Origin of the sequence: Jeotgalibacillus sp. S-D1, assembly GCF_004358665.1 — a bacterium.
Lineage (GTDB): Bacteria > Bacillota > Bacilli > Bacillales > Jeotgalibacillaceae > Jeotgalibacillus.
The window spans coordinates 604,208-629,219 of the sequence record NZ_SMZR01000001.1 but is presented as its reverse complement, the minus strand read 5'-3'; the positions used below and the strand labels follow the sequence as shown (position 1 = coordinate 629,219).

Genomic DNA, 25,012 nt, shown 5'->3' with positions numbered 1-25,012 from the left:
CCCCCTTTACTTTACAATCGTGTTAGGCACGACCGGTCCGAGTTGTAAAATACCGTCATCGCTAACTCTAGCTTCAAACATATCTAAAGGAGCTGTTGGCGGTGTTCCCGGAACATTTTTGCCCGATTTTTCATATAAACCATTATGACAAGGACAGAAGAAGTGTTCAGGTTCATCTGGATTCCCTTCCCAGTTCACCGTACAGCCTAAATGCTTACAAGTCGGGCTAAGTGCAACAATTTTCCCCGAACCATCCTTGTATACCCAGGCTGTTTGTGTTACTTCAGATGTGTACCATGCATCAACTTGCTCAAAAGTAAAATCGACACGAGTCGGCACATCCGTAATTTCATCTTCTGCTGTACCAGTCGTAATAAAATCACCACCAGCCTCAGCTTTAAGAACTGGATCGATAGCAAAACGCACCATCGGCATGAGCATTCCTGCCGCCATGAAACCGCCTACACCAGTAAGTGTATAATTTAAAAATTGACGACGTGAAACACGTTGGTTACTCATTTTTTTCCCCCCTCTATCTTCAGGTCAGTCCAATCCGGACATTTTTCGCACAAATATATAACTAGGACATATTCATGATATATCAATATATTATCTAGGTCAATAATGCGCAGAGCCTTTTCATTTCCACAATGTGAAGTTTTTTTGAACGTTATGCACTTTGCCATTTTTGAACAATTATTTTAATAAGCTGGTTAACCTGATCATCGACAATTTTCCGCTTATATTTATCATCCATGTGGTGCAGCGGAATTGAAGGCATCCAGATTATATTAGCATCCAGCTCTTCTTCATGGCCTTTCCATGACGTATCTGAGGTAATGCATACAGTATGGGCAAACCCTTGAGCGGATAACTCATCACACCAGCTTTTTAATTCCTCTATTTTTGCACGATGATCCCGGGAAGTCATATAAGTAAAAGCAGGAATAAGCAGCATTCTGCCCTTAAACTGTCTTTCAAGCATTGCAGTAAGCAGTGAAATGAATTCCGCCTGCTCAGCCTCCTGTCTTGTCCCGTCCGAGATGCTGACAGGCAAAAGAGGGATAACAACAGTATCTATATATGCCTTTTCTTTTAGAAATAAATCAATCTCCTGTGCATTCCATAACATAACCAAAAATCTCCTTTCATATGTATCTTTCTGTATTTTAACACAAAAAAAAGACGATCGTTGCCGATCGTCTCCGGAGTCTTGACAAACGCTTGCATTCGCTGACCCTTCTTAGCTAATCATGGCTTTTATTAGTAAAACTATGGCCTGATTATTTAGATAGTCAGATCAGTTTGTTGATTAGCTCTTTTAAAACAAACTATAGCGTTGCAACTATAATAGTGAGACATTTTTTAATTCTTCGGTTAGTTTAGTAAAAGTTTCATGGTCCTGAGCATCCAATGCACGGTCAATTTCGTCAAGAAGCTTTTGACGTTTAAACGTTACGATACTTTCCTTTAAGAATTGTTCAGCTACAATTCTGTCTTTTTCCGTAATACGCAAATATTTCGGCATAAAAGGATTCTCCTCCATGACTGCCGCATACTGATGAGTAGCATGGGAACCATTGAAATTAAGCTGAATAAAAATATCTTCGTCCCGGTGCAGCCGAATATCGTGAAATGATTTTTCGGCATCTGTTGTCATTATATTTCCTTTATAAAATCGAAAAGCTACATCGTCCACACATTGAGTTGACATTACAATTCCTCTGGGGCAATACTGTGCTTCTTCTACAAAGTGCAGATTTTCCATGAGTTCATCGTGGCTCATCAAATAATTTAGAATCCATACGGATTCTCTTCTTTTAAGCTGGTAATGATTTAAAAACCACCGAATAAAATCCTTTTTTTCGTGAACTGATACTGGTGCTGCCATGCGTTCCCCCCCTTTACTCATTGATCAGTAATGCGACAGGTATTTACATTTGCTCAAGGCGTTCAAGGCGTTCTAACCAATCTGCATTTGTCGGATCTTTTTTTACCAGCTTAGCATAAATCGTATGCGCTTCTTTCACACGGCTTTCCTCTAAAAGGAATGCTCCATAATCCTCAAGGAAATCTATATGATCATTATATACCACATATGCTTGGGTATATTCATTCGAAGCCTTATCAAATTCCTCCATCCATTCATATGCTTTCGCCGCGTCCCATCTGAATTGAGGGTCGCTTTCTCCGGCGTTTTCAATATGCTGAATTAATTCAATGACATCTTCGGCTCTTTCCTGCTTGATCAGGAGCCTGTTCAAAAGCAAACCGGCCTCCAAATAGTTCGGGTCAATGGCGATGGATTCCCTGAGGTAATTTTCCGATTTGCCTTCGTTCCCCTGTTTTAATGCAAGTTTTCCGGCAAATAAATATAACTCTTTATTGAACGGGTCCGCCTTTAGACCATTCTCTGCCGCATCCATTGCGTCATCGAGTCTTTCTTCATGTTCATACGCTTTCGCAAGCAACGTATAGGCGGAATGATATTCCGGATCCGCTTCAACAAGTTCAGAAAAGATTTCGATTGCTGTCTGATAATGCGCAGATTGAAAGGCTGTGAAGCCATAGCCGAATAAAGTATTTATTTCCCTGTTATTTTCCAGCGCCTTTTCATAATAAGGCAAAGATTCTTCGAAAGCCCCGCCCGCGCTGTAGCATTCGCCCAAGCGCTGATTTATCTGGACTCCCGCAACTTCTTCCAATCCTGCTTTTGTTATTTCTTTATAATGTCTGATTGCCTCTAAAAATTTACCTTGTTCATTGTACAGTTCAGCTAATGCAAAATGAATTATTGGTTCACCCGGCAAGGTTCGGTTAGCAAGCAAAAGTTTTCTTTCACTTACTTCGTAAAGTCCCTGCATTTGATAGAGATCTGCTGCGAGCAGCAGAGATCTTGGATAAAACTCATCCCCTTTGCTTATATCGTCCAGCTGCAGGATCGCTTCCTCCGTGTCATCCAGTTCAACAAGCGTTTCAGCGAGCAGCACTTTTAATTCTCCTTCATCAGGGTATGACTGAATAAGCAGTTGAAATAATTCTTTGGCGTGTTCATGAAATCCAAGCTGGAACAGCTCTTCAGCAAGCTCAAATTTTTCATCATCTGTGCCGCCTGCCTTAATTTTAGAGAATTCATTTAATGCCTGTTCAAGCTTGCCTTCGTGTAAATATTGAATCATTTGGGTTGATGCATTCACTTGGTGGTCCCTCATTTCTTTCAGTTGGATCATACCTTACATCCTAAAAAAAATCTGACCAATAAGCAACTTTAAACTATTGTGCAGCTTCTTAGGGATATTAATTCGATAAGACCTGTAAAAAATCCTTTTTATCAAAAAAAAAAGTAAATGATGTCAATCGACATCATTCACTGCTTTGACAGAATAGAATTTAAGTCTTTGAAAAATCCGGGGTATGAAACGCTGATGGATTCAATTCCTTCAATCTCTACTTCTTCTTTAATTAATAATGCTGCAACAGCGAGCATCATACCAATACGATGATCGCCTCTGGAGTTAACTTTACCCCCATGAAGCTCGGTTGGACCTTGAATGATCATGCCGTCGTTCGTTGCCTGTATATTGGCGCCGAGTTTGGACAGTTCCTCGACAACTGCGTCAATGCGGTTCGTTTCTTTCACTTTGAGCTCTTCTGCATTTTTTATCGTGGTCGTGCCTTCCGCTTGCGTCGCCAGCAGGGCTATAATAGGGATTTCATCGATTAAGCGCGGAATAAGTGCTCCTCCGATTTCTGTCGACGTTAATTTGCCATATTCCACTGTCAAGTTTGCAATTGGCTCTCCTTTAGAAGGAATCCCGTCTATTTGCAGACTACCGCCCATTTGCTCCAGAACCTCGATTATGCCTGCCCGGGTAGGATTTACACCTACGTGTTTTAATGACACCCTGCTGCCTTTTACAATTGCTCCTGCTGCAAGGAAGAATGCAGCTGATGAAATATCTCCCGGAACATCGATCGACTGACCGTGTAACTGCTGGCCGCCCTGTACTATGATTTCATTGCCCTCCCGATCGATTGTTCCCCCAAATTGTTTAATCATAAATTCAGTGTGGTCGCGCGTTTTTTCAGGTTCGATAATTCTTGTCGTTCCTTCAGCTTGAAGGCCGGCAAATAGTATCGCTGATTTTAATTGTGCGCTTGCATGAGGGAGCTCATAGGTAATGGGAGTCAACTCTCCGCCTCTGATCGAAAGAGGGGTGTATTGGCCGTTATGTCGTCCATCAATGGTCGCGCCCATCCGGCTCAAAGGTTCAGTCACCCGCTTCATCGGTCTTGAGGCAATGGAATGATCCCCAATTACTACTGAATGAAATGGCCGTCCAGAGAGTATTCCTAAAAGCAATCTTGTTGTGGTGCCTGAATTGCCAACATCTAAAATATCCTGTGGCTCTTTAAGCCCCTCAAACCCGACACCATGAACGATAATTGTTTCTTCATGCTCTTCTATCGTCACACCCATTTTGCGAAAACAGTCAATTGTGCTGAGACAGTCATCCCCTTTTAAAAATCCGGTAATGACTGTTTTCCCTTTGGCAATAGCTCCAAACATAATGGATCTGTGTGAAATTGATTTATCACCGGGCACGCGAATGGAGCCTTGCAAAACCGGCTGATTAAATGATAATAGCTGCTTCATGTCTGTAACTCCCTTTCACTTAAACAGTAAATACCTCATATGGTGTGGTGGTACGCAGACAGCGTTCCCCCCGCTTGCGGTCTTCATCTGTTTGAAAGCTGATGGCAAGCACACCATAAATTTCTTCTCTGGTTTCCATAATTCGAATATTAACAATACTGATTTCTTCTTTTGCCAGCAGACCTGTTATTTCAGAGATGATCCCAGGATAATCCGGGATATCAACGAACAAATCATAAAAAGAAGGGATTGCTCCTTTTTGCAAAATGGGCATATTATCTCTGAACTGCTTCGCTTCATCAAAATAATAATACATCGCGTCAGCATCACCTTCATCAAGCAAACGAATAACTTCATTCATTTCCTGCTGCCAATCCTGCAGCAGCTGCTTTAAGATTTCCACATTATGCATGGTAATGTCTCTCCACATCATTGGATCTGAAGAAGCAATTCGCGATAAATCACGAAAACCGCCAGCGGCGAGCCTCGAAATCAGCGGTTGAGAGGAGTGCACCTTTTTAACCTGATGGACGAGTGAAGAAGCAACAATATGCGGAAAATGACTAACCATTCCTGTGATCTCGTCATGCTCTTTTGGATCCACAGTCAGAAATTTCGCTTTCGTTCCTGCCAGCCAGCCTTTTAAGGTTTCAATTTTATCTTGTGAAACATTTTTCCCCGGCGTCAGTAAGTAAAAAGCATTTTCGAATAAAAATACTTTGGCAGCCGCTACCCCGCTCTTATGGGAGCCTGCCATCGGGTGGCCTCCTATAAAGGAAAAGCCCTGAATCTCCAGGGCATGAGCTTTATCCATGATCCTGCTTTTTGTGCTGCCTACATCTGTTACAATTACGTGTGGCTGCAGCGACCAGCCCGCAATTTCTTCTATTAATTTTTCAGTTTGAAGAACAGGGGTACACAAAAATACGACATCACTCTGTTCCACTTCTTCCCGAAGATTAAGAGATACATGCGTTATCGCATTCATCGCTTGTGCCAGACGCATTTCTTTTTCCTTAACGTCATAGCCAATCACTGTAGCATGTGGATTCTCCTGGAGGATCGATAATCCAATAGAACCTCCGATCAACCCTAGTCCAATAATTACAACTCTGCCTTCCATCCCATCACACCTTTTATTGCTAGAGTATTTCTTTTAGCACTTTTATAATTTTTTCATTTTGCTCTTTCGACCCGATCGTTATTCTTAAGGCTGTCGGATAGCCTAGAGCCTGACCGCTACGGACGATAAACCCCTTCTTCATCAATTGTTCAAAAAGCAGGTCTCCATCCTGTTTAAAATCAATTAAAATAAAATTTCCCTGAGAGGGGAAATACGATAGGCCGTGCTCTTTGCAAAATTGGTAATACTGCTCCAGGCCTTCACGATTTGACTTGCTGCAGCTGCTTATAAAGGACTGATCTTCTAATGCAATGCCTGCTGCTGCCTGTCCTAAAACATTTGTATTAAACGGCTGCCTTACCGGTTCAATTGATTGAATAAGTTCTTCTGAAGCCATTCCATACCCCACACGAAATCCTGCCAGACCATATGCCTTTGAAAAAGTTCTGGTTACGAGCAGGTTGGGGTACTCGCTGATTAATGAAATGGCATCATAATAATCGTCTGCTGTCACGTACTCATAATAAGCTTCATCCAATACAATCAGCACATCCTTTGGCACCTTATCAAAGAAACTGCGCAGTTTTGCATCATTGATATAAGTGCCGGTGGGATTGTTGGGGCTGCACACCCATACAATAGACGTAGATTCATCAATTGCCTCAGCCATCGACTGAAGATCATGCTCTCCATCTATTAAAGGAACCTCCACTACTTCTGCTCCTTCAATAATTGCATTATGTTTATACTGCGAAAAAGAAGGGACAGGCATAACCGTTTTCTTTCCAGGTTCTAATAGCGACCGTGAGATAATTTGAATCACCTCATCCGATCCATTTCCCAAAATAAACTGCTGTGGCTTTAATGAATAATGCCGTGCTAATGAATTCCGTAAATTAGATGCATAGCCATCAGGATAGATGGCATGATTTACTCCATTTTCTCTGAACCATTCATCAATTTTTGATGAATAGCCAAACGGATTTTCATTTGAAGCCAGTTTCACAATTTCACTTAATCCAAATTCTTTCTTAACCTCGTCTGAGGGTTTACCGGGTTTATAAGGAACTAAATTTGTTACTTGTGCTCTAACGTTCATGAAAGATCATCCTATCTGTTTCAAAGATTATAGGTAAAATGGCTTTAGCTGCTTATTACATACTTATTATAATGGTTATGATGGCTTCAATGAGTTTTATTTCGCGGTTTCGGAAAGATCCGGTCTCAACTGAACGGCTTTTTGCTGATAGATGTGCTGAATTCTTTCCTGCGACTCGGAAGTATTCACATGCATCATAAGCCGAATGCAATAAGGCAGACTCCCGCTCACCGGGATCTCCTGCATGCACATAACAGGAACATAGGTCCAGTTTTCAAACTTTCTTACCGCCTTTGCCGGGAAGGCGGAGGAAAGATCATTTGTCACAGATATAAACACCGATGCAACATCGGAAGGCGCTATATCATTTGCTTCAATAAGCTCCTGAAGCAATGCTTCTGTAGCTGAGAGAATCAAATCCTCTTGGTCTTCAGTTACGGTAGTTGCTCCTCGTATTCCTCGAATCATTGTATCTCTCCTTTGGCATCTCGGATCAAATTGTCAATAACCTTTAAATCTTCAATATCTACCTGTTGTACAATCGGCTCCCCAGGTTTTTTCAACAGAACAAAACGAATTTCATTTGCAATGTTTTTTTTATCTTTTAACATAAGAAAAAGCAATTCGTCAAATGATGCATCCGCCGGGGGTGACGTCTCATACCCTAATTCAGTCACCCAGTGAATGAAATTATGTAAATCAAACTGCAGATGATTGATTTTTTCACTCAGCATGAGGGCATAGATCATTCCTGCCATAATGGATTCTCCGTGCGTCCATTTGCCATACCCAGCCCATGCCTCTATTGCATGACCGTATGTATGGCCAAAATTCAAATGAGCGCGGATCCCAAGTTCCTTTTCATCCTGCTCAACAATCGATGATTTAATTTCGATGCCCTTCTTTAAACATTCAGTTAATACATTTAAAGGAATAGATTTTAATGAAGGTATTTCCCTGATCAGTTTATTTAACCATGCAGGGTCAGCAATAAGTGCATGTTTAATTACTTCCGCGAAGCCAGACCGTACCTCCCGTTCTGGCAGCGTTGCTAAAAAGAGCACATCATAGATTACAGCTGCCGGCTGATGAAAACTGCCTACCATATTTTTTCCCAGCGGATGATTAATAGCCACCTTGCCGCCCACTGAACTGTCGTGAGCTAAGATGGTTGTCGGCACCTGGACAAACCGAATCCCTCTCATAAATGATGCTGCCACAAAACCGGCAAGATCGCCGGTAGCTCCTCCTCCGCACGCAACTATTAAGGAGTGCCTGTCAAGGCCAAACATTAAAGCTTCGCCCAGTGCTTCCTGGTATACTTCAAATGTTTTAGCACTTTCTCCGGAGGGTGTAACATACCAGTGTATTTGCCCATTAACAGGCAAATGGTCTTCTATATATTTACGGTGCAATTTATTCACCGTTTCATCAACAATGTACATAATAGATGTAACAGCAGGCTGAAGCCGGTTAATATGCTCCGGGAGCTTTTTAATGGCACCTTGGCCTAAATAAACAGGGTACGCTGACTGAGTTGTTTTTATAGAAATAGTCTCCATTTAAAATTCCTTCGTATACGCTCTGTATCGCTCGATGGACTCCTGCAAATGGTCCATCCTGTCACTTTCAAATTGCCCTATTATCGCCCCTGCAATTTCCCAGGCTACTGCCGCTTCCGCTACAACCGCTGCTGCTGGCACTGCGCAGCTGTCTGATCGTTCGATGCTTGCAGTAAAAGGTTCTTTTGTTTCTATATCCACACTTTCCAGCGGTTTATAAAGCGTAGGGATCGGCTTCATTACACCACGGACAACAATTGGCATGCCGGTAGTCATTCCGCCTTCAAAACCGCCCAGACGATTTGTTTTTCTGGCATATCCCTGTTCTTCAGACCAGGTAATTTCGTCGTGGACCTGACTGCCGTATCGTTTTGCCATCTCAAAACCAAGGCCAAATTCAACACCCTTAAAGGCGTTAATGCTCATTATTGCAGCAGCTAACTTTGCATCCAGCTTACGGTCATAATGAACATAACTTCCTAAGCCTGCAGGTACGCCTTCAACTACCACTTCAACCACTCCTCCTATAGAGTCGCCGTTTTTCTTGGCTTGATCAATCGCCGCTTTCATCTCTTCAGATGCAGCTGGGTCCACGCATCTAACTTCACTTTGTTCTGACAGAGTTTTAATCTCATCTACAGACGTTATGCCGTCTGTTTGTGCGACAACTCCTCCAATTTCCTTCACATGGCAACAGATGTTGATGCCTAGATCATTTAACAGCTTTTGAGCGACTCCTCCTGCAGCAACCCGTACCGTTGTTTCCCTGGCAGAAGATCTTTCAAGCACGTTTCTCATGTCTCTGTGGCCGTATTTAATTCCGCCGTTTAAGTCGGCATGTCCCGGCCGGGGTCTGGTCACCTTTCGCTTTACCTCATCTAAAGCATCTTCATCAAGGCTTTCTGCTCCCATAATCTTCGTCCAATGAGTCCAATCTTTGTTTTCAACAACTAAAGCAATCGGTGAACCTAGTGTTTTGCCATGCCGGACTCCGCTCATAATTTGCGCCTGATCTGTTTCAATCTGCATTCTTCTGCCGCGCCCGTATCCTTTTTGTCTTCTTGCTAAATGTTTATTTATATCCTCAGCTTCCAGCAACAGACCTGCTGGAAGTCCTTCGATAATAGTTGTTAATTGGGGACCGTGTGATTCTCCCGCAGTTAAATATCTCATAACACTTTCTCCCTTCAACTCGCTAAAGCAATTTTGATACACTATATCATACTTTTCAACCTAAATGTAGTCAATAATTCATCTTTTTTAAATGAAATCAAGCCATTTGAAACTCATGACTGCTTGCGATAAAAAAATGGTTCAACTACTGAAAGCCTGTATTTAGATGGATTTACAACTTGTTCGGTGCTTCCCACAAATAATATGCCTCCCGGCGAAAGAGCATCGCTTAATTTTTGATATAAGAGATATTTTGCTTCCTCCGTAAAATAAATCATAACATTCCGGCAAACGATTAGGTCAAATTGACTGTTAAAAGTTGACGTAAGAATATTCTGCCGGTCAAAAATGACCTGGTTAATTAGTTCATTGGAGAGTTTATAAAACATGCCCTGTTTAATAAAATATTTTTCTTTAAAAGACTCCGGTAAGTCGGTCAGCAGCCTATTGGAATATAAACCCATTTTTGCTTTTTGCAAGGCATTTTCGTCTATATCGGTAGCAAGAACCGAAACATTAGTTAATGACGTGCGCTTTGACATAATCATTGCCAGCGAGTAAGCTTCTTCTCCGGTGGAGCAGCCTGCACTCCATGCTGCAAGTTTAGGTTTTCCTTTTAATAGATTGGGAAGAATCCTGTTGTCAAGCGCTTCCCACCTTTGAGGGTTGCGATAAAACTCTGATACATTAATCGTAATTCGTTCTAAAAACTCTTTAAAAAATAATTCATTAAAGCTTATGGCATCATAGTAGCCCATAAATGAGGAGTGTCCCCTTTTCTCATAAAGTGAAGTTAAGCGCCTTTTCATCTGCGCCTCTTTATACAAAGATAAATCAATCCCTGTTTGCTGTTTGATAATTTGAATAAAATTTGAATAATCATCTGACATTGGCTGCTCCCCCGCCTTTGTATAAATATCCAATATATAAAGTATAAAAAAGAATGACAGGGTTTCCAATGTTTTTTTAGAATTGGTAAAGAACAATGGTGATATATAGCACAGCACAGAGCGACATAGTATGACTCGTCATTACGGTTCCTTGAGTGCAGTTAGCCCTGCATGAACCGGACCTTTGAGAAGGATAATGTTTTGACAGTCAAAAAAAAAGCACCAATAGGCGCTTTTTAATAAATCCATTCTTCAATTGATTTGTTGTATGAAGAAACGTTATCACTGCCAAAGAATAAGCTGATTTCACGTTCTGCACTCTCAAGAGAATCAGAACCATGAATAATATTCTTTCCGACGGTTAATCCAAGATCTCCACGAATTGTGCCAAGTGCAGCCTCACTGGGCTTAGTTGAACCCATCATGTGGCGGGCGGTTTTAACGACATCTTCGCCTTCCCATATCATTGCGAACACAGGTCCGGATGTAATGAAATCGACGAGTTCGCCAAAAAATGGACGTTCAGCATGTTCTCCGTAATGCTGTTTTGCAAGGTCATCTGAGATAACCATCAATTTAGCTGCCGAGAGTTTGAATCCTTTTTTCTCAAAACGATTTACCACATCTCCAATAAGTCCGCGCTGAACGCCATCCGGTTTAACCATTAAAAAAGTTTTTTCCACTTTTTATTCCCCCAATTATGTATGATGAGCCATAACGACCCTTTAAAAGATTATCACTCATCACGACATTTGGCAACGTTTTCATTCCAAATTAATACTTTCTTTTTCCAATAAATAGCGCAATGTCACGAAGGGATTTTTTTGTTTTTGAAGTAGGGAGTTGATCTAACTCATTTAGCGCCTTTTTTAAATAACGCTGGCTTAAGTCAGATGACTTAGAAATAGCATCAGTAGTTAGAATATCACCAATTAATCTGGCCATTTCATCTTTAGGCATATTTTCATGTACCAGTGTAATTCTTTCCGCCAACCGGGGATTTTTTAATGCATATAAAACCGGGAGGGTCACATTTCCCTGGAGCAGATCTCCGCCTGCAGGCTTGCCCAATTCAGCCTCTGTTGAAGTAAAATCCAATATATCATCCGTAATTTGATAAGCCATGCCTACATAATAGCCAAAGCGGAACAAACGGGTATGTACTTCTTCCGGTGCTTTTCCTGCTATGGCCCCCAGCTGGCAGCTCACTGCAATTAATAGGGCTGTTTTTCTTTTGATTCTGCGGAGATAGTCCCGGAGCGACTGATCAAAACGGTACTTGTCTTCAATTTGTGCAATTTCACCGATGCATAGTTCTACGATAGCCTGTGACAATATTTGGTGAGCAACTGGCTGCTCAATAACAGTCATATAATCCAACGCACGTGCAAACATATAATCCCCTGTATACATCGCAACCTGGTTATCCCATTCTGCTTTGATTGTTGTACGTCCACGTCTCAATTCAGAATTATCAATTACATCATCATGGACCAAAGATGCCATATGAATGAGTTCCAATGCCACTGCTACATTTTTAATCACATGGATATCGTATTCACCTGTCTTCGCAGCAAGAAGCACGAAAACAGGCCGAATCCGTTTTCCACCTGCCTGAAGCAAATGAAGGGATGCATCCTTTAATAATGAAGTCTCTGAATCAATAGCAAGGTTTAATTCCTTTTCGATTTCTTCGATATCCGTTTTCAGGAACGAATACAGCATTTTGAGTTTCATCCTATTTCCACCTAGTTACCGTTTTTTATCTTTTTATGCCTTTTTATACCCTATATGCATCGCAGCGACACCGCCGCTAAATGGCTTATATTCTACAGCGCCGAAACCTGCCTGTTCAAATAATCGGGCAAGTTCTTTCATTCCCGGAAAGTCTTTAGCTGATTCTTGAAGCCATGAATACTCTTCATAGCTTTTGGCAAGGATTTTTCCAAATAACGGCATAATAAATTTAAAATAAAGATAATAACCCTGTTTAAACACAGGCAACGTCGGCTGAGATGTTTCAAGACAGACCGCCATTCCGCCGGGTTTAAGCACCCGGTTCATTTCCTTCAACACCTGAAGGTAGTCTGGAACATTGCGCAAACCAAACCCTATTGTTACATAATCAAAAGAATTATCTTCATACGGCAATTCCATTGCATTCCCATGTACCAGGGAAATTTGGGGATAGGACTGGACTTTTTCATGTCCTACTTTGAGCATATTTTTGCTAAAATCCAAACCGATGACTTTGCCTTCCGGACCGGCTGCCTCGCCCAGCGCGATTGTCCAGTCGGCTGTACCGCAGCATACATCAAGCGCTTCAGCCCCTATTTGAACATTCATCTTCTTCATCGTATAGCTGCGCCATTTCACATGCTGCTGAAAACTGATAACCGCATTCATTTTATCGTACTGACTATAGATTTTTTCAAATACATTGTGTACTTTTTGCTCTTTTGATGGCTGCATATTTACCCTTCCTCTGCATAAATTTTCGGGCGTTCAATTGAAGAGTGCAAAACAGAGAAAATTGGTCCTTTTAGTGAATTGACTGGAATATTCAATTCATCCAGTCTCCGAAAGATTTGTTCTTTTTTGTGCAGAACAAGATCAAAGTAAAGATCCATCAGCTGCTTTTCTCTAAATAATGACGTAGTTTTTGGCAGTGTTCTTTCTAAATGTGAAAATAAAATTGAGGTGCCTGAGGAAGAATATTGGATCTCTTCTTTAATTAAACGGTGCAGCACCAGCAGATCCTCTGCCAGAATTACATACTCGTCAAATCCGTTATGTTTGAAAAGCTCGGTAATAATGGCACTTTCAATTTTTGTTAAACTGAAAATAACGGAATCAATTAATGCTGGCATGTTTGAGGTAATATCAATTTTATGTTCGTTTATCTCCTGTATCGCATGAGCAATTCGACGAATCAACTCAATATCCGGCATTTGAGCAAGTGTGCGGTAGTAAAGACCGCTGTAAAAATCCCCTGCCAGCACGGTCAGCTGGCGAATTCGCAGCGAACCTGTCTGGTCATCAGAAACTTTTTCATGAGTATCCAACGCCGTTTGAATAAGCATGGCTGTTGATACATATGACTTGTCCTGAACGGAATAATTCCCTCTGATCTGATAGGGGAAAAGAAGCAAAGAAAGCCGGTTTTCATCAAAATCAGGCGCTCCAATAGAATCATGGAGATACGGATGATGAATTTGGTTATTTATATGCTGGAGGGTTTCTTCCATCCAACGATTAGTATCCTTAACGTTCATCGCTTTCTCCCCATTTCCAATATTCTTCCTTCAGAGCGTTCTGAAGATCATTCGTTATGTATGCTTATATAAAGGCAAAAACTTTTATATTTATTACTAGAAAATTTAACACATATGATTATAACACAACGTTTGGCATGGTTGCTATCACGCTTCACGCATAAATATAATTGAAGCGCCAGCAAAATGCACTACAGGAAAAAAGTCAGCGAGAGACTTTTCTCTGCGCCGACCTCACCCCAATCATTCTTTACTTTCTCGATTCACTTTCCACTTCACCATTGCTGGTTAAAATCGTTGCTTTTCCTCTGATTTTGACCGCTGAGGTATGCTCCGTAAACTGAGCTATCATAACCTCACCTTTATCCAGCTTTTCAGAATGATGAAACTTTGTATCGGTGCCTCTGGTTAAGCCGATAACATTCACACCATCTTCAAGCGCTTTAATGCTAAAAAAATCCTTGCTGTTGGACATATTCTCAGACCCTTTCATACTAATTCAAATCAGCGCATTTTCATAAGAGCCAATACTTCATTGCGTCTGATCGCTTCTTTTTCAAAAATCCCTCTTGCAGCAGTCGTCACGGTCATGGCTCCGGGTTTTTTTACCCCTCTCATCGTCATGCACATATGCTCAGCTTCAACAATTACCATTGCGCCATGAGGCGCCAGCATTTCCATTATGGCATCCGCTACAGTGGAGGTGATTCTTTCCTGCAGCTGGGGACGGCGTGCTGTAGATTCCACCGCTCTCGCCAATTTGCTTAACCCCGTTACTTTCCCGTCTTTAGGCAGGTATGCTACATGTGCCTTTCCAAAAAAAGGTACCAAATGGTGTTCGCACATGGAGTAAAAAGGAATATCCTTAACAAAAACTAACTCTTCATGATCTTCATTGAATACAGTGTTAAAATATTCTTTAGGATCTATGTGTAAACCTTCAAACATTTCTTCATACATTTTGGCCACCCGTTTTGGTGTGTCCAGCAGACCTTCGCGAGTTGGGTCTTCCCCCACTGCTTCAAGAAGCATCGTAATTGCTTCCTCTATTTTTGGTCTGTTCACTTTATTTTTTTGGTCAGTTAAGGCAACTGTTGTTTGATTTTCTTGCGTATGATCCATTTCCAGATCCTCCTACCTTGACTATACATCTGATTCAATGTTTATCTGTGTATGCATTCTCTTCATATTAGCATACGCATATAAGCTTGCGCAAAACCTATTGCTTAAAAAAAGCTAAATTTGCTTATGTAAAGTTCAGTCTATAAAGCTTTGTTAAATGCCGTTGTTGATTTCAACTATCTGCAGCTACCAACAACCGGTTTAACAAAGTAAAGTAAAAAAAGACCGCACAAAATGTGCGGTCTTTCAAATACGCGAAAGGTATGTATTTATTTTACAGAATCCTTAAGCGCTTTACCTGGTTTGAATGCAGGAACTTTGCTTGCTGCAATCTCGATTTCTTCACCAGTTTGCGGGTTGCGGCCTTTACGGGCAGCGCGCTCACGTACTTCAAAGTTACCAAAGCCAATAAGTTGTACTTTGTCTCCTTGAGCAAGAGCGTCCTGAACTGTATCGAATACAGCATCAACAGCTTTCGTTGCATCTTTCTTAGAAAGTTCAGCTGTTTCTGCTACTGCGTTGATTAGTTCTGTCTTGTTCACACCAATCACCTCCTCACAAAATAAATCTTACATGGGCAAGTTTCTTACTTCGTGAACATTTTTCAACTTAAACATGCGTAATTCTTATGCAAGAATCGCGGTAAAGCCCATAGAATCAATGTTCAAGATCAATTCTGTTAAAAGATTATCATATAAAAAATACATAAGCAAGAATTAAACAATAAATATTGGCAAACTCTGCTTAATTCCTTATATTTTACCCAAAAACGCTAAAAGACAGCCTTTTTTTCAAAGGCTGCCTCCATGTATTTACTTTATAAAATAATCGCAATCATTCCGCCGGAACCCTCATTAATCACACGTTCTAAGGTTTCTTTCAGTTTGTAGCGTGCATTTTCCGGCATGATAGCGAGTTTTGACTGAATCCCTTCACGTACGATTGAACTTAAGCTTCTTCCAAAAATATCCGAGCTCCAAATCGAGAGCGGATCATCCTCAAAATCCTGTAACAGATAATGAACTAGCTCTTCGCTTTGTTTTTCTGTTCCAATAATTGGAGAGAATTCTGATTCTACATCTACTTTAATCATGTGAATCGACGGTGCCACAGCTTTTAATCGGACACCATAGCGCGCTCCCTGCCGTATGATTTCCGGCTCATCCAGGCTCATATCAGATAGTACAGGTGCAGCTATTCCATAGCCGGTCTGACGGACCATGGTCAGAGCATCAGCAAACTGATCGTATTCCTTTTTTGCATGAGAATAGTCCTGAATCAATTCCAGAAAATGATCTTTGGTGGTTACCCGTTCACCAATCATTTCATGCAAAATCTCTTCAAACAAATGATCTGCAGCTCTTAAATCAATATTGGCTATTCCCTGACCCATATCCATACCCGCCAGACTTGCTTCCTGCACATGTTCAAACTCTTCAAACTGCCTCACTACACGGTCGACATCCCGCAGTCTTTTTATGTCATGAACTACTTCTGTCACAGCTTCCTGAAAATGCTCTCTCAGCCAGTGTCGTTCATTTAGAACCATTACCCAGCTAGGTAAATTGACATTCACTTCAAGCACAGGGAATTCATATAATGCCTCTCTTAAAATCATTAAAACATCCGTTTCCCTCATGCTTTCTACACTCATTGCTATTACTGGGATATCGTATTTCAGCTGCAGTTCTTTTCTCAGCTGATCCGTTTCTGACTGGTGCGGCCGAGCACTGTTCAGCACCATTATAAAAGGCTTTCCAACCTCTTTCAGTTCCGCAACAATTCTTTCTTCTGCATCTACATAGCTTTCTCTCGGAATTTCACCTATTGTGCCGTCTGTTGTCACCATCACTCCGATAGTGGAATGATCCTGAATTACTTTTCTTGTACCAATTTCTGCTGCCTCATGAAAAGGAATAGGCTCTTCGTACCATGGTGTATGAACCATTCTTGGTCCGTATTCATCTTCATGTCCTTTTGCACCTGGAATCGTATATCCTACACAGTCAACCATCCGGATATTAACTTCCAGCCCGTCTACTACCTGAATGGTTACTGCTTGATTCGGTACAAACTTAGGTTCAGTAGTCATAATCGTCCGGCCTGCAGAGCTTTGCGGCAATTCGTCCTGGGCACGATTGCGTTCAGCCTCATGAGTCATATGAGGGATGACTGCGAGCTCCATCATTTTTTTTATAAATGTCGATTTGCCAGTACGCACAGCACCAACTACACCAATGTAAATGTCTCCACCTGTACGTTCTGCTATATGTTCAAACACGTTTTGCTTCTCCATTAAAGCGCCCCCTCTTTTCGAACATTCTTCGCATAATTAGTGTATGAGGACATGCATTTTTCAGAACAAAAAAAAGCTGATGGGTGCGAATTTAACTTCGTACTCATCAGCTAATGCTATGATTGATCTGCATAATCAATTTCATTTTGTTCATTTACTTCGTATAAAGGGGAGTAAGCAGGAACAAAAACCGATTCTTCATACAGTATAGAGCGGATATCTTCCACGATCTCCCCAGGATCTATGTTGCTTTCCTGTGAAACCTGGTAAAGATCTGTAATATAATCCACATAAATTGTTCCGTTACCGTCAGCTATTAGCGGCAATTCTTTATTAGTGAAGGGACTTTGAACAGTAGGTTCTTCTTTATATCCCAATTTCTTATAATCAATCGTATATAAATTCCCACCAAGCGGCTCTTTAAAAGGAATCCCTCTATTTGCCTGTATTTTAACCTGCATCGTCCGGATCTCTTCGGCAATACGCAAATCAAAAATATAAACAGTAGGATCTTCCTCTACATCCATCAGTAAATATTGAAACACTCCGCCATTTTCATAGGCATTTCCAGGGAGCTGATCCATGTATCGGGGTTTTATCTTCGAAAAATCAATTAAATACTTTCGAAAAATCTGAGTATCTTCCTCTGTTGTTTTTATTGGCAAAAGACCGCCGGATTCTTCTTGAAAAGCATCAACTGCTTGCTGCACCACCGCGATTTGATCATCATATGGAATTTCATTTTCTGCATTTTGCTGGGCAGGAAACATACATCCTGACAGCAAAACAACCGTCAACAACACAAATATTTTACTTACTTTCTTCAAAGCGCTACACTCCTTAGACACTGCCACTATAATGTCGGTCCGCTGAATACCACAAAAATCATAATCAGTCCTGCTAAAATCATGAGAACATAAGCAATAAGCGCGGTAATAAATTTTAAGATCTTATTGGACATTTTATAACGGCTCAAATAGATGCTGATAATGGCAAAAAACATAAAGCCCATTGATCCAAATGAAATCCACATTTTCGTTAAAGCTGACATAAATTTTTCACTCCTCAAAAAACCACTTACGCGTTATTTATCTTCCGATAATTGAGCATTTAAATCAAATTATAGCATAAGAGAATAAGTCTCCATTAAAAATAAAAATCGTTCCTAAAACGTTCATAAATTCGATGCATGTACATGGCACTTTGAACACGCAAAAACTGAGAGCTACATGCCCTCAGTTTCCTTTTGTTCCCCAAGAATATTGACCAGGTCTTCCATCTCATGAGTTTTCATTCTGGACATTAATTGATCAACTGCTTCTTTCGGATCTACATCATTAAATAAAACCCTGTGGAGAGCTTGTGCGATCGGCATCGACACCTCATGCTTTAAAGCCATTTGATAAGCAGCCTTGGTGGTTCTGACGCCTTCTACAACCATGCCCATCTCATTAAGTACCTCATCCAGCTTTTTGCCTTTGCCCAGCATATTGCCAGCCCGCCAATTCCTTGAATGGACACTTGTGCAGGTAACAATGAGATCACCGATGCCAGTCAATCCGGAAAACGTTAATGGATTGGCGCCAAGGGTTGTCCCAAGCCGGGCAATTTCAGCAAGACCTCTGGTAATTAAAGCGGCTTTTGCATTATCCCCGTAGCCCAGTCCGTCTGTGATACCCGCTGCTAATGCAATAATATTTTTTAAAGCAGCACCAATTTCAACACCAATCACATCTGTATTTGTATAGACACGGAAATGATGATTCATAAAAAGATCCTGCACGGACTCTGCAGCCTGCAAATTATCGGAAGCCGCCGTTACGGTAGTAGGATGCCGCTTAACAACTTCTTCAGCGTGGCTTGGACCGGAAAGCACGACTAAACTGGACATTGTGCGGTCAGATAAAATCTGCTCCAAAATTTGAGAAATCCGCAAATGTGTATCGGGTTCAATCCCTTTACTTACGTGAACAATCGTTTTGGGACCGTCGCAGACTTCTTCAACTTTTCCGGCTACCTCGCGCATCGCTTTCGTTGGGACAGCAAAAACAATCGTTTCAACATCTGCTATTGCCTGCTTAAGGTCGGAAAATGCAGTTATCGAAGAAGGAAGCTCAGCACCTGGCAAGTAGCGTGCATTTTCCCTGGTGTCATTTATGCTAACTGCCTGGTCTGGATTATGCGTCCATAACCGGACATCATGCCCATTATCTCCCAGGACTAGAGCGAGTGCAGTACCCCAGCTTCCAGCACCCAAAACTGCAACGCTTTTTGATTTCATCATTTATATGCTCCTCTCTATTTAAAGAAAGCTCAATTAATTTCTTGCTCTGGAAATTAAACGTATTGGCGTCCCTTCGAAGCCAAACGCTTCTCTAATGCGATTTTCCAAAAAGCGCTCATAAGAAAAATGCATTAATTCCGGTTCATTAACAAAAATGACAAAAGTAGGCGGCTTGACTGCCACTTGAGTTGCATAAAAGATTTTAAGTCGTTTTCCGTTATCAGTAGGGGTAGGATTCATTGCTACTGCATCCATCACCACTTCATTTAAGATGCTGGACTGAACTCGCATTGCATGATTTTCGCTTGCCATATTAATAACCGGCAGAACGGTATGAATTCTTTTCTTCGTTAATGCAGAAAGAAAGACGACAGGCGCGTAATCCAGGAATTGGAAATGATCGCGGATTTTCTTTTCAAAACGATCCATCGTTTTATCATCTTTGACCACTGCATCCCACTTATTCACTACAATGACAACAGCACGGCCAGCTTCATGAGCATATCCAGCTATTTTTTTATCCTGTTCGATAATGCCCTCTTCTGCATCTAAAACGACTAATACAACATCTGAACGCTCAATCGCACGAAGGGCGCGCAACACACTGTATTTTTCAGTTGTCTCATATACTTTCCCTTTTTTCCGCATTCCCGCTGTATCAATAATGACATATTCCTGGCCATCATATTTGTAAGGAGAATCAATTGCATCACGTGTGGTTCCAGCTACATCACTAACTATGACGCGCTCCTCACCGAGCAGTGAATTTACCAGGGAAGACTTGCCTACATTTGGACGGCCAATAAGTGAAAACTTAATGACTTCATCCCCGTATACAGCTTCATCCTGAGGCCTGAAGCTTTGAGCCACTGCATCAAGCATGTCTCCAAGGCCAAGCCCATGTGAACCGGAAATCGGATATGGCTCACCAAATCCCAATGAATAAAAATCATAAATCTGATCCTTCATATCAGGATTATCCACCTTGTTAACGGCAAGGACAATTGGCTTGCTTGAACGATAGAGAATTTTAGCTACCTGCTCATCAGCAGACGTAACTCCCTCCCTGCCGTTAGTCATGAAGATGATTACATCAGCTTCGTCTATCGCAATTTCTGCCTGCTGACGAATCTGCTCCAAAAACGGTTCGTCACCAATCTCTATACCGCCAGTATCAATAATATTAAAATCATGAGTTAACCATTCAGCACTGCTATAAATACGATCTCTTGTAATTCCAGGTATGTCTTCTACAATGGAGATTCTTTCTCCAACAATTCTGTTAAAAATAGTCGATTTCCCTACATTGGGACGCCCAACTATTGCAACGACTGGCTTTGCCATGACGTTCACCCTTTCTCTCTAATCCAACTTAACTATAGTATATCAAACCGTACGTTTCCACATAACACTACCGTAAAAAGACAGCAAGTTGGTCCTGTCTTTTCTAAAATGACTCGCATAATTGTATCAATAATTATGCATAAAAACAATCAGGAATCAAGCAAATTCAGGAGACTGTCCGTTTTAATTGATAAACGCAAAAAATCTGCCAATGCCTAGACAGCCATCAGCAGATCATTACGTTAAAGACTTCTTTTTGCAAAGCGATCCGGTTCCATTCCTCTGGTATGAAGCCAGTGGTAAGATGAACCGCTGATTACAAGCGGTACATTCCATAGGTCAGGAATTGATTTTGCTCCAAGTGCAGTCATGATTGTTTTTTGTTCATATTGCATCCACTTAATTTCATCAATTAATTCTTCAACGCCTTCATTGATCAACGTCTTAAGGAATAAACCGGCGACCCCCACAGACGACGCTCCAAGACTAATCGCCTTTATAATATCCAGGCTGCTTTGAATCCCTCCTGAAGCAACAATGGGACAATCTGCTGATCCAGCAGTTTCTACGATTGAAGGGACAGTGGGAATTCCCCATTGATTAAAAAACGATAATTCGCGGGTTTGTCTGTGATTTTCGATCTTTGAAAAATTGGTACCCCCAAAACCACCCACATCAATCACTGATGCTCCAGCATTTGAAAGCTTCACAGCAGCTTCCCTGCTTATGCCAAATCCGGTTTCTTTTACAATAACCGGAACCTCTAATTCCTTACTAATAGCTTCAATTCTTCCAAGAGCCCCGCAAAACGAACGATCCCCTTCAGGCATGGCTAATTCCTGAATGACATTCAAATGAATTTGAATGGCGTTCGCTTCTAGCATATCTACAGCCATTTTTGCTTGGTCCACTGTGGCTTCACTGCCTAAATTCCCGATAATGATTCCCTTTGGATTCATTTTTCGTGTAATGGAATAAGATGCACGCTCACTTGAATCTTTTATTGCAGCCATTTGCGATCCGACAGAAAGCATCAGCCCTGTTTCTTTGGCTGCAATAGAAAGTTCTTTATTCAGCTGCTCAGTTTTCGCTCCGCCTCCACCTGTCATTGCATTGATAAAAAAAGGCGAACTCGCTTGAAGTTCGCCCAATTTTATATGAAGTGAAATATCATCTAATGCAGTATTTGGCAGGCTTTGATGGACAAAGGTTACATCATCAAACCCCGCTCCTCCGGAAGCGCCGGTGGACAGTGCATAATTAATGTGGTCGAGTTTTCTTTCTGCTCTACTCAATCGATCTCACCTTTTATTTTAATTTTTTAGATCTTTTAATTTATCCCCAATCATTTCACCTAATTGAAATCCTTTAGATTCTTCAGGAAGATCAAAAGATTGTTCACGCCGATCGTTTTTCGGCTCTTCCAGTTCTTTTATGGAAAGAGACAAACGCTGATCATTAACGTTCACGTCTAATACTTTCACTTTAACATCCTGGCCTTCAGAAAGCACTTCATGAGGTGTTCCGATGTGCTGATGGGAAATTTGCGAGATATGAACCAGGCCTTCTACACCCGGGAATACTTCAACAAAAGCACCATAGGAGACTAAACGGCGAACTTTCCCGTCCAAAACAGAACCTCTTGGAGCTTTGTCTTCAATATCTGTCCATGGTCCCGGCAGTGTTTCTTTAATAGAAAGGGAGATTCTCTCATTATCCCGATCTACTGAAAGTACTTTCACTTGTACTTTTTGGCCTTCTTCGACTACATCCGATGGCTTTTCTACATGCTGATGGGACAATTGGGAAATATGGACAAGGCCGTCCACTCCTCCAATATCAACGAAGGCTCCAAAATCAGTGATTCTTTGGACCGTTCCATCTAAAACATCACCCGCCTGGATGCTTTCAAGGAGAGCCTTTTTCTTTTCAGCCTTCTCACCTTCTACAACTGCACGGTGAGAAAGGATCAGACGGTTTTTTTCTTCATCCAGTTCAACGATTTTAAACGCCAGATTTTTCCCTCTATAATCTTCAAAATCCTCGACATAATAATCTTCAACTAATGATGCAGGTACAAAGCCTCTGACGCCAAGATCAACAACAAGACCGCCTTTTACCACATCTTTTACTTCAGCATCGAAAACCTCTTCCGCCTCAAAGCGGCGTTTCATTTCATCCCACGCTTTTTCGGCTTCAACTTTGCGTTTTGATAATACCAGTAATTCGTCTTCTACCTTTGTAACGACGAGTTCAAGCTCGTCACCTACTTTCACAACATCCGATGCTTTTTCTACATGGAGGCTTGACAGCTCACTGATTGGAATAATCCCATCAACCTTGCTGTCTCTGACATCAACTAGAACCTGTTTTTCCTCCACTTGCGTTACGGTACCGGTCACACGGTCTCCCACCTCGAGAGAGTTTACTTCAATATGATTCATGTCTTCTGCCATATGTACTCCTCCTTAATCCATGACTACTGAAATAATATTAAATGTGAAAAATTCACATTTTAATTATAAATTCAGAATATACTACTAACTTCTAATAAACTGAACAGTTTGTCAAGTAAGAACTTTTATCGATGGTTATCAATTAAGTACTGAACATGCTGCATAATCAGTTCAGTTGCTTCTTCTGCAGAGGCTCTTCGTGCTCTAAGCTCATCCATCGGTATAGGTTTGCCGTACACGACCTTTAATCTTCTGAAACGCTTATAGGGCCCTATAATGGCGCAGGGAACAACTGCTGCCTGAGATCGCAATGCAAAAAACCCTGCACCTGCAAGTCCTTTTTTTAAACTGCCGTCTTTACTGCGTGTTCCTTCTGGAAAAAGCCCAACAACATTTCCTTCTTTTAGTAATCCCAGCCCTCTTCTAAGCGCTTCACGATCACTCATTCCCCTTTTCACAGGAAAAGCTCTGACTTTGGGAAGTATTTGTTTTAAAACAGGTGCACGAAACAGTTCTTCTTTTGCCATAAAAGACACTGGTCTTGGTGTGGTGACGCCCACTACAGGAGGGTCCAGAAGTTTGATATGATTCGTACACAACAGAACTCCGCCTTCTTTTGGGAAGTTTTCACGTCCTATAATTTTAAATCGGTAAATGGGTGTCAGAACAATTTTAACCAGTGCTTTTCCAAAGTGATATAAATTCATGATGTACCTCCGCGCTTTCTAACCAATGATAAAATGGAATCCACAACACTGTCGATATCCATTGTTGTAGTATCCAATTCGATTGCATCTTCTGCTTTTTTCAGCGGGGATACAATTCGGGTAGAATCCAGATGGTCCCGCTGTTCAATTTCACGCTGCAGCTGATCAATATTTGATTCAATACCCTGTTTCTGGTGTTCTTCAAACCGTCTTCTTGCTCTTTCCTTTGCACTTGCTATCATAAAAATCTTAATTTCCGCATCTGGGATTACGTGTGTGCCAATATCGCGGCCATCCATAACAATACCGCCGCTTTCAACAAGCTGCTGCTGCCTTTCAACCATTTCTTTTCTGACATCAGCATGCTTGGCTACAGTGGAAACGTTATTTGTTACGGCGTTGGAACGTATTTCCTCCGTAACTTCACGGCCGTCCAGGTAAACTCTCTGGCCATGTTCCCCAGGTTTAAGCTCTATTATAGTATTCAACAAAACATCCTTTAATTCCTTCTCATTTTCAACATCTATTCCATTAATAATCGCTTTGTATGTTAAGGTCCGATACATTGCTCCGGTATCTATATAAACAAATCCCAGTTTTTCAGCCAGTTTTTTTGCTACTGTGCTTTTTCCAGCCGCAGCCGGTCCGTCTAGCGCTATTCTCATTTTTTTCCAATTTTTATTCACCGAACATTCTCCTTCTCTTTCCTTATTCACTGCCATTGTACCATAATTCGACTATATTTTTATTGGATAATGTCCATGATCCCCTTTTATTCAACAAAGAAAAAACTAATTAAGGAAGCTATTCTATTTAGTAACGATTATTGTCCGGTATTGAGATTATGTATGATAAAATCGAAGCTTTGTTTAACGTAGCTGCTGATCTTAGCTGAAGGCTTGCAGCAGCACGAAGGACTAAAGGAAAGCCGCTTTCTCAATTCAAGCAGGAGTATTATAACGGCAGCTCCTGTCAGCTGTGTACAAACCAGCAAATTAAAAAGAAGCAGTGATGCCGTTTTTGT

At 41.3% G+C, this 25,012-nt stretch carries 27 protein-coding genes; all 27 read right to left on the bottom strand.

The window, feature by feature from the left end:
- Positions 1-6: 6 nt before the first annotated feature.
- Positions 7-519, bottom strand: coding sequence for a Rieske (2Fe-2S) protein (locus E2R51_RS03210; protein WP_133375582.1), 513 nt, complete (start codon positions 517-519; stop codon positions 7-9).
- Positions 520-670: 151 nt separating this feature from the next.
- Positions 671-1,132, bottom strand: coding sequence for a YpiF family protein (locus E2R51_RS03205; protein WP_133375581.1), 462 nt, complete (start codon positions 1,130-1,132; stop codon positions 671-673).
- 213 nt (positions 1,133-1,345) lie between these two features.
- Positions 1,346-1,891 (bottom strand): ReoY family proteolytic degradation factor, encoded by a 546-nt coding sequence (locus tag E2R51_RS03200; protein ID WP_133375580.1) that lies wholly within the window; start codon positions 1,889-1,891, stop codon positions 1,346-1,348.
- A 43-nt stretch (positions 1,892-1,934) separates the two neighbouring features.
- On the bottom strand, positions 1,935-3,230 hold the full coding sequence (locus E2R51_RS03195; protein WP_240732946.1) for a tetratricopeptide repeat protein: 1,296 nt from the start codon (positions 3,228-3,230) through the stop codon (positions 1,935-1,937).
- A gap of 137 nt (positions 3,231-3,367) precedes the next feature.
- Complete coding sequence (aroA, locus tag E2R51_RS03190; RefSeq protein ID WP_133375579.1) at positions 3,368-4,657, bottom strand: 3-phosphoshikimate 1-carboxyvinyltransferase; 1,290 nt, start codon at positions 4,655-4,657, stop codon at positions 3,368-3,370.
- Positions 4,658-4,676: 19 nt separating this feature from the next.
- Complete coding sequence (locus tag E2R51_RS03185; protein ID WP_133375578.1) at positions 4,677-5,780, bottom strand: prephenate dehydrogenase; 1,104 nt, start codon at positions 5,778-5,780, stop codon at positions 4,677-4,679.
- A gap of 19 nt (positions 5,781-5,799) precedes the next feature.
- Positions 5,800-6,879, bottom strand: coding sequence for a histidinol-phosphate transaminase (gene hisC, locus E2R51_RS03180; protein ID WP_133375577.1), 1,080 nt, complete (start codon positions 6,877-6,879; stop codon positions 5,800-5,802).
- Positions 6,880-6,975: 96 nt separating this feature from the next.
- Positions 6,976-7,347, bottom strand: a complete 372-nt coding sequence (aroH, locus tag E2R51_RS03175; RefSeq protein ID WP_133375576.1) for a chorismate mutase — start codon at positions 7,345-7,347, stop codon at positions 6,976-6,978.
- Positions 7,344-8,441, bottom strand: coding sequence for a 3-dehydroquinate synthase (gene aroB, locus E2R51_RS03170; RefSeq protein ID WP_133375575.1), 1,098 nt, complete (start codon positions 8,439-8,441; stop codon positions 7,344-7,346). Before aroB ends, aroH begins: the two co-directional genes overlap by 4 nt.
- Positions 8,442-9,614: a chorismate synthase gene (gene aroC / locus E2R51_RS03165; RefSeq protein ID WP_133375574.1), complete on the bottom strand. Its 1,173-nt coding sequence runs from the start codon at positions 9,612-9,614 to the stop codon at positions 8,442-8,444. It abuts the gene before it with no gap.
- A gap of 113 nt (positions 9,615-9,727) precedes the next feature.
- Complete coding sequence (locus E2R51_RS03160; protein ID WP_133375573.1) at positions 9,728-10,504, bottom strand: CheR family methyltransferase; 777 nt, start codon at positions 10,502-10,504, stop codon at positions 9,728-9,730.
- A gap of 236 nt (positions 10,505-10,740) precedes the next feature.
- Positions 10,741-11,187: a nucleoside-diphosphate kinase gene (gene ndk, locus E2R51_RS03155; protein WP_133375572.1), complete on the bottom strand. Its 447-nt coding sequence runs from the start codon at positions 11,185-11,187 to the stop codon at positions 10,741-10,743.
- A gap of 91 nt (positions 11,188-11,278) precedes the next feature.
- On the bottom strand, positions 11,279-12,241 hold the full coding sequence (gene hepT / locus E2R51_RS03150; protein ID WP_133375571.1) for a heptaprenyl diphosphate synthase component II: 963 nt from the start codon (positions 12,239-12,241) through the stop codon (positions 11,279-11,281).
- Positions 12,242-12,274: 33 nt separating this feature from the next.
- Positions 12,275-12,976: a demethylmenaquinone methyltransferase gene (locus E2R51_RS03145; protein WP_133375570.1), complete on the bottom strand. Its 702-nt coding sequence runs from the start codon at positions 12,974-12,976 to the stop codon at positions 12,275-12,277.
- Between the two features lie 2 nt (positions 12,977-12,978).
- Positions 12,979-13,779: a heptaprenyl diphosphate synthase component 1 gene (locus E2R51_RS03140; RefSeq protein ID WP_133375569.1), complete on the bottom strand. Its 801-nt coding sequence runs from the start codon at positions 13,777-13,779 to the stop codon at positions 12,979-12,981.
- Between the two features lie 250 nt (positions 13,780-14,029).
- A complete protein-coding gene (gene mtrB, locus E2R51_RS03135; protein ID WP_133375568.1) occupies positions 14,030-14,254 on the bottom strand; it encodes a trp RNA-binding attenuation protein MtrB in 225 nt (74 codons plus the stop codon).
- A gap of 29 nt (positions 14,255-14,283) precedes the next feature.
- Positions 14,284-14,901, bottom strand: coding sequence for a GTP cyclohydrolase I FolE (gene folE, locus E2R51_RS03130; protein ID WP_133375567.1), 618 nt, complete (start codon positions 14,899-14,901; stop codon positions 14,284-14,286).
- 269 nt (positions 14,902-15,170) lie between these two features.
- Positions 15,171-15,443, bottom strand: coding sequence for an HU family DNA-binding protein (locus tag E2R51_RS03125; protein ID WP_133375566.1), 273 nt, complete (start codon positions 15,441-15,443; stop codon positions 15,171-15,173).
- Positions 15,444-15,718: 275 nt separating this feature from the next.
- Positions 15,719-17,197 (bottom strand): stage IV sporulation protein A, encoded by a 1,479-nt coding sequence (spoIVA, locus tag E2R51_RS03120; protein ID WP_133375565.1) that lies wholly within the window; start codon positions 17,195-17,197, stop codon positions 15,719-15,721.
- A 116-nt stretch (positions 17,198-17,313) separates the two neighbouring features.
- The gene (locus tag E2R51_RS03115; protein ID WP_133375564.1) at positions 17,314-18,024 is read right to left on the bottom strand and encodes a hypothetical protein; all 711 of its coding nucleotides are present in this window, start codon (positions 18,022-18,024) and stop codon (positions 17,314-17,316) included.
- A gap of 26 nt (positions 18,025-18,050) precedes the next feature.
- On the bottom strand, positions 18,051-18,248 hold the full coding sequence (locus E2R51_RS03110) for a DUF2768 domain-containing protein (RefSeq protein WP_133375563.1): 198 nt from the start codon (positions 18,246-18,248) through the stop codon (positions 18,051-18,053).
- 174 nt (positions 18,249-18,422) lie between these two features.
- On the bottom strand, positions 18,423-19,481 hold the full coding sequence (locus E2R51_RS03105) for an NAD(P)H-dependent glycerol-3-phosphate dehydrogenase (RefSeq protein WP_133375562.1): 1,059 nt from the start codon (positions 19,479-19,481) through the stop codon (positions 18,423-18,425).
- 33 nt (positions 19,482-19,514) lie between these two features.
- Entirely contained in the window at positions 19,515-20,825 is a 1,311-nt protein-coding gene (der, locus tag E2R51_RS03100) for a ribosome biogenesis GTPase Der (protein WP_133375561.1), read from the bottom strand.
- Positions 20,826-21,067: 242 nt separating this feature from the next.
- On the bottom strand, positions 21,068-22,120 hold the full coding sequence (gene fni, locus E2R51_RS03095) for a type 2 isopentenyl-diphosphate Delta-isomerase (protein WP_133375560.1): 1,053 nt from the start codon (positions 22,118-22,120) through the stop codon (positions 21,068-21,070).
- A gap of 18 nt (positions 22,121-22,138) precedes the next feature.
- Positions 22,139-23,281, bottom strand: a complete 1,143-nt coding sequence (rpsA, locus tag E2R51_RS03090; protein ID WP_133375559.1) for a 30S ribosomal protein S1 — start codon at positions 23,279-23,281, stop codon at positions 22,139-22,141.
- Positions 23,282-23,406: 125 nt separating this feature from the next.
- A complete protein-coding gene (locus E2R51_RS03085) occupies positions 23,407-23,988 on the bottom strand; it encodes a lysophospholipid acyltransferase family protein (RefSeq protein WP_133375558.1) in 582 nt (193 codons plus the stop codon).
- Entirely contained in the window at positions 23,985-24,653 is a 669-nt protein-coding gene (gene cmk / locus E2R51_RS03080; RefSeq protein WP_240732984.1) for a (d)CMP kinase, read from the bottom strand. Before cmk ends, E2R51_RS03085 begins: the two co-directional genes overlap by 4 nt.
- Between the last annotated feature and the right edge of the window lie 359 nt (positions 24,654-25,012).